The 6,063-nt window shown below is 49.9% G+C and carries 2 tRNA genes and 3 rRNA genes; all 5 read left to right on the top strand.

What is annotated here, in order from left to right:
* The first annotated feature begins 360 nt into the window (after positions 1-360).
* The 5 genes from NSP04_RS12595 (at position 361) to rrf (ending at position 5,954) form a co-directional block, all read left to right on the top strand.
* Positions 361-1,891, top strand: a 16S ribosomal RNA gene (locus NSP04_RS12595).
* A 182-nt stretch (positions 1,892-2,073) separates the two neighbouring features.
* Positions 2,074-2,150, top strand: a tRNA-Ile gene (locus NSP04_RS12600).
* A gap of 31 nt (positions 2,151-2,181) precedes the next feature.
* Positions 2,182-2,257 (top strand) — tRNA-Ala (locus NSP04_RS12605).
* A 446-nt stretch (positions 2,258-2,703) separates the two neighbouring features.
* A 23S ribosomal RNA gene (locus NSP04_RS12610) occupies positions 2,704-5,586 on the top strand.
* 255 nt (positions 5,587-5,841) lie between these two features.
* A 5S ribosomal RNA gene (rrf, locus tag NSP04_RS12615) occupies positions 5,842-5,954 on the top strand.
* Together the 16S, 23S and 5S rRNA genes with 2 tRNA genes alongside form the textbook arrangement of a ribosomal RNA operon.
* Positions 5,955-6,063 lie beyond the last annotated feature (109 nt).

Genomic DNA, 6,063 nt, shown 5'->3' on the forward strand with positions numbered 1-6,063 from the left:
CAAAAGTGTTTGACAGGTTTTGAATTGATGTGCATAATCTCGTTTCTCTGCTGCACGACAAGCAGGACGAAACGAAGCAAGCAAGCGGTTCTTCAGGGTTCTAAGCGCTAATTAAACGGTGACTTAGGCGGTACTGAGAAGCGAAGTGTAGCTGAAATTTCGAAGCGATCTTTAACAAGTTAACAGCCGATAAGTGTGGGCACTGACCAGATGGGTTTAAGGTTTGTTCTTTTCTCAAAAAGAATGACTTTGAATCACGATTCAGAGTTAGTGCTCACGGAATAAAGTAAATGAATGTGAAAGTCGTCAAGGCTTTTATAAACATCTACTCCGTCGAGTTTAGTAAATTTTGCAGAGATTAAACTGAAGAGTTTGATCCTGGCTCAGATTGAACGCTGGCGGCATGCCTTACACATGCAAGTCGAACGGTAACAGGGAGCTTGCTCCGCTGACGAGTGGCGAACGGGTGAGTAATACATCGGAACGTGCCCAGTAATGGGGGATAGCTCGGCGAAAGCCGGATTAATACCGCATACGCCCTGAGGGGGAAAGTGGGGGATCGCAAGACCTCACGTTATTGGAGCGGCCGATGGCTGATTAGCTAGTTGGTAGGGTAAAGGCCTACCAAGGCGACGATCAGTAGCTGGTCTGAGAGGACGATCAGCCACACTGGGACTGAGACACGGCCCAGACTCCTACGGGAGGCAGCAGTGGGGAATTTTGGACAATGGGGGAAACCCTGATCCAGCAATGCCGCGTGTGCGAAGAAGGCCTTCGGGTTGTAAAGCACTTTTGTCAGGGAAGAAAATGTTTGGGTTAATACCCTGAGCAGATGACGGTACCTGAAGAATAAGCACCGGCTAACTACGTGCCAGCAGCCGCGGTAATACGTAGGGTGCAAGCGTTAATCGGAATTACTGGGCGTAAAGCGTGCGCAGGCGGTTCTATAAGACAGGTGTGAAATCCCCGGGCTTAACCTGGGAATTGCATTTGTGACTGTAGGACTAGAGTGTGTCAGAGGGGGGTGGAATTCCACGTGTAGCAGTGAAATGCGTAGATATGTGGAGGAACACCAATGGCGAAGGCAGCCCCCTGGGATAACACTGACGCTCATGCACGAAAGCGTGGGGAGCAAACAGGATTAGATACCCTGGTAGTCCACGCCCTAAACGATGTCAACTAGTTGTTGGGGATTTACTTCCTTGGTAACGTAGCTAACGCGTGAAGTTGACCGCCTGGGGAGTACGGCCGCAAGGTTAAAACTCAAAGGAATTGACGGGGACCCGCACAAGCGGTGGATGATGTGGATTAATTCGATGCAACGCGAAAAACCTTACCTACCCTTGACATGGCAGGAACTTTCCAGAGATGGATTGGTGCTCGAAAGAGAACCTGCACACAGGTGCTGCATGGCTGTCGTCAGCTCGTGTCGTGAGATGTTGGGTTAAGTCCCGCAACGAGCGCAACCCTTGTCATTAGTTGCTACGAAAGGGCACTCTAATGAGACTGCCGGTGACAAACCGGAGGAAGGTGGGGATGACGTCAAGTCCTCATGGCCCTTATGGGTAGGGCTTCACACGTCATACAATGGTCGGTACAGAGGGTTGCCAAGCCGCGAGGTGGAGCCAATCCCAGAAAACCGATCGTAGTCCGGATCGCAGTCTGCAACTCGACTGCGTGAAGTCGGAATCGCTAGTAATCGCGGATCAGAATGCCGCGGTGAATACGTTCCCGGGTCTTGTACACACCGCCCGTCACACCATGGGAGTGGGTTCTACCAGAAGTGGCTAGTCTAACCGCAAGGAGGACGGTCACCACGGTAGGATTCATGACTGGGGTGAAGTCGTAACAAGGTAGCCGTATCGGAAGGTGCGGCTGGATCACCTCCTTTCTAGAGAAAGAGAAGTAGATCAAGTCTTGAATTTGTTTGGTTTTAGTGCTCACACTTATCGGTTTGTTTAGGCGCAAAGATACAAGCGGTAAAACGCAAGCAGCAAAAAGAGAGGGCCTTTAAGTTCGGTGCGAAAGCATGGGCTAAGAGGTCGGGGCCCTGGGGCTGAAAAGTTTTTTTCGGGGTCTGTAGCTCAGTTGGTTAGAGCACCGTCTTGATAAGGCGGGGGTCGATGGTTCGAGCCCATCCAGACCCACCATCGGTTTTTGTAGTGGTTATAAAAAACACCTGGGGGTGTAGCTCAGCTGGGAGAGCACCTGCTTTGCAAGCAGGGGGTCATCGGTTCGATCCCGTTCACCTCCACCAAGTTTTTATGCTGTGCATGTGGTGTTTGTATCGAAGTGTTTAAACAACGTTGGCTGTTAGCAGGTAAGCAAACAAGTAATGCGCAAGCAGCGTGTTGCCTTTGCGGTCAAATGAATAAGCGCAAAATCGAGATCAATGATTGAGGTCAATGATTGAAATTGCGGTGTTTATTCATTTGGCTGTAAGAGTCGCCAAGCCCCAAGGGTTTGGACTTGTTCTTTAACAATTTGGAAATGATGAGATATCGAGATAGATATTCCTTAAAATTTAAGGTTTAGCTATTTTGATTGATGCGATTGCATCATCGTTCTTCTCAAGAAGTGGGCATGCATTGTTCCTAATGCGTGCCGGCGCTTGAAATTTAGAATACACACAAACTACTTTGCTTTTTATGGTGATTACAGTGTTGTTCGGGTGAGTAACTTGAGCAGGGCTTAACGCTATAGAGTCAAGCGAATAAGTGCACATGGTGGATGCCTTGGCAGTCATAGGCGATGAAGGACGTGGTAGCCTGCGAAAAGCTACGGGGAGCTGGCAAATAAGCTTTGATCCGTAGATGTCCGAATGGGGAAACCCACCCTTTTAGGGGTATCGCACAGTGAATACATAGCTGTGCGAGGCGAACCTGGAGAACTGAAACATCTAAGTACCCAGAGGAAAAGAAATCAACCGAGATTCCGAGAGTAGTGGCGAGCGAAATTGGAACAGCCTGTACGATTTAGCATTTGAGTTAACAAAACGGTCTTGAAAGTCCGGCCATAGAAGGTGATAGCCCTGTATGTGAAAACTCGATTGTGGAACTAGGCGTACGACAAGTAGGGCGGGGCACGAGAAACCCTGTCTGAACATGGGGGGACCATCCTCCAAGGCTAAATACTCATGACTGACCGATAGTGAACTAGTACCGTGAGGGAAAGGCGAAAAGAACCCCGGGAGGGGAGTGAAATAGATCCTGAAACCGTGTGCATACAAACAGTCGGAGCGGACTTGTTCCGTGACGGCGTACCTTTTGTATAATGGGTCAGCGACTTACATTCAGTGGCAAGCTTAACCGAGTAGGGAAGGCGTAGCGAAAGCGAGTCCGAATAGGGCGTCTAGTCGCTGGGTGTAGACCCGAAACCAGATGATCTATCCATGGCCAGGTTGAAGGTTGGGTAACACCAACTGGAGGACCGAACCCACTAACGTTGAAAAGTTAGGGGATGAGCTGTGGATAGGGGTGAAAGGCTAAACAAATCTGGAAATAGCTGGTTCTCCCCGAAAACTATTTAGGTAGTGCCTCGAGTCTCACTACAGGGGGTAGAGCACTGTTATGGCTAGGGGGTCATCGCGACTTACCAAACCATGGCAAACTCCGAATACCTGTAAGTGCAATCTCGGGAGACAGACATCGGGTGCTAACGTCCGGTGTCAAGAGGGAAACAACCCAGACCGCCAGCTAAGGTCCCTAATATCTGCTAAGTGGAAAACGAAGTGGGAAGGCTAAAACAGTCAGGAGGTTGGCTTAGAAGCAGCCACCCTTTAAAGAAAGCGTAATAGCTCACTGATCGAGTCGTCCTGCGCGGAAGATGTAACGGGGCTAAGCAGATAACCGAAGCTGCGGATGTGCACGTAAGTGCATGTGGTAGGGGAGCGTTCTGTAAGCCTGTGAAGGTGTGTTGTAAAGCATGCTGGAGGTATCAGAAGTGCGAATGCTGACATGAGTAGCGATAAACAGAGTGAAAGGCTCTGTCGCCGTAAGCCCAAGGTTTCCTACGCAACGTTCATCGGCGTAGGGTTAGTCGGCCCCTAAGGCGAGGCAGAAATGCGTAGTCGATGGGAAGCAGGTTAATATTCCTGCACCGACGTGTAATGCGATGGGGGGACGGATCGTGGAAAGTGGTCCAGGTGTTGGATATCCTGGTCCCTGCATCATAGAGGACAGTTAGGCAAATCCGGCTGTCATATACTCAAGGGTGTGGGGGGAAGTAGCTACGGCTACGAACCCATTGGAAGTGGTCCCAAGAAAAGCCTCTAAGCTTCAGTTACACGTTGACCGTACCGCAAACCGACACAGGTGGGCGGGATGAGTATTCTAAGGCGCTTGAGAGAACTCAGGAGAAGGAACTCGGCAAATTGGTACCGTAACTTCGGGAGAAGGTACGCCCTTGTAGTTTGACCATGAACAATGGAAGGACGAAGGGGTTGCAATAAAATGGTGGCTGCGACTGTTTAATAAAAACACAGCTCTCTGCAAACACGAAAGTGGACGTATAGGGAGTGACGCCTGCCCGGTGCTGGAAGATTAAATGATGGGGTGCAAGCTCTTGACTGAAGTCCCAGTAAACGGCGGCCGTAACTATAACGGTCCTAAGGTAGCGAAATTCCTTGTCGGGTAAGTTCCGACCTGCACGAATGGCGTAACGATGGCCACACTGTCTCCTCCTGAGACTCAGCGAAGTTGAAGTGTTTGTGATGATGCAATCTCCCCGCGGCTAGACGGAAAGACCCCATGAACCTTTACTGTAGCTTTGCATTGGACTTTGAACCGGTTTGTGTAGGATAGGTGGGAGGCTTTGAAGCAGGAACGCCAGTTCTTGTGGAGCCAACCTTGAAATACCACCCTGATCTGTTTGAGGTTCTAACCTTGACCCATTATCTGGGTCGGGGACCGTGCATGGTGGGCAGTTTGACTGGGGCGGTCTCCTCCTAAAGAGTAACGGAGGAGCTCGAAGGTACGCTAAGTACGGTCGGACATCGTACTGATAGTGCAATGGCATAAGCGTGCTTGACTGCGAGACTGACAAGTCGAGCAGGTGCGAAAGCAGGACATAGTGATCCGGTGGTTCTGTATGGAAGGGCCATCGCTCAACGGATAAAAGGTACTCTGGGGATAACAGGCTGATACCGCCCAAGAGTTCACATCGACGGCGGTGTTTGGCACCTCGATGTCGGCTCATCTCATCCTGGGGCTGTAGCCGGTCCCAAGGGTATGGCTGTTCGCCATTTAAAGAGGTACGTGAGCTGGGTTTAAAACGTCGTGAGACAGTTTGGTCCCTATCTGCCGTGGGCGTTGGAAATTTGAAGGGGGCTGTTCCTAGTACGAGAGGACCGGAATGGACGTATCTCTGGTGTACCGGTTGTCACGCCAGTGGCATTGCCGGGTAGCTAAATACGGAAGAGATAAACGCTGAAAGCATCTAAGCGTGAAACTTGCCTTAAGATAAGATTTCCCTGAGGACTTGATCCTCCTGAAGGGCCGTTGAAGACCACGACGTTGATAGGCTGGGTGTGGAAGTGCAGTAATGCATTAAGCTAACCAGTACTAATTGCCCGTGCGGCTTGGCTCTATAGCATTGAGCCTTGCACAAGATACGCACCCAAAACAACACTGTAAATCTACCCGCATGGAAGTAAAATTCTGTGTGAGAAAAGTCAAGGTAGTTTGTGAATAAAGATATACCCGCAATACCGCAATACGCATCATCAAGATAGTTGTTCTATCGAAGGTATCTCATCAGTTTCCAAATCGAGCCAATCAGCCGCAACGCTGGTTAGCTAACAAGTAAGTGCAAAGCACTCGCACTTACAGCCAACCCTCTTTGCCTGACGACCATAGCAAGGTGGTACCACTCCTTCCCATCCCGAACAGGACAGTGAAACGCCTTAGCGCCGATGATAGTGTGCATTCGCATGTGAAAGTAGGACATCGTCAGGCTCTCCAATTCAAAAAAACCCCGCTCTCCATTCAGAGGCGGGGTTTTTTATTTGCACCAATCAAAATATCAAGCCAATAAAAATGCCAGCTTTATAAGCTGGCTTTTTTA

It is taken from the genome of Limnobacter parvus (assembly GCF_024623725.1).
Taxonomy (GTDB): Bacteria; Pseudomonadota; Gammaproteobacteria; order Burkholderiales; family Burkholderiaceae_B; genus Limnobacter; species Limnobacter parvus.